1 protein-coding gene is annotated in these 541 nt (G+C 61.6%); it reads left to right on the top strand.

The features are described from left to right. Nucleotides 1-513, top strand: a 513-nt coding sequence (locus tag R4P08_RS18430; protein WP_317815313.1) for an IS3 family transposase, incomplete at its 5' end; no start/stop codon positions are given. Nucleotides 514-541: the final 28 nt, after the last annotated feature.

Here is a 541-nt window from a genome sequence, read left to right on the forward strand (position 1 = left end):
TACGTCCGAACGTGGGCCGGCTTCACCTACGTGGCGTTCATCGTCGACGTGTTCGCCCAGCGCATCGTTGCCTGGAATGCCGCCACGACAAGGCACGCCGACCTGGTCACGATCCCGTTGCGGATGGCGCTATGGCAACGAGACCGCGAGGGGCGCCCGGTAGCACCGAAGACGCTGATCAGCCACTCGGATGCGGGCAGTCAATATACATCTGTAGCGTTCACTGAGCGCCTCGCTCTGCAGGGGATAGCACCCTCGATAGGCAGCGTCGGTGACGCCTACGACAACGCGCTCATGGAGACGATCAACGGTCTGTACAAAGCCGAGTGCATCCGGTCGTCGATCTTCCACGATGGGCCGTATAAGACGATCTCGGACGTTGAGTACGCCACCGCCGCGTGGGTCGAGTGGTACAACAATGAACGGCTTCACTCGTCCCTGGGTTACGTCCCGCCCATCGAGTTCGAGCAGAGCTACTACGCCGCTCTCAGCCGAGAGCTTCAACCCACATAGGAGCGGCGGGAAACCTGGGGCAGTTCAG

This window comes from Rhodococcus sp. IEGM 1408, assembly GCF_033142235.1.
Taxonomy (GTDB): Bacteria; Actinomycetota; Actinomycetes; order Mycobacteriales; family Mycobacteriaceae; genus Dietzia.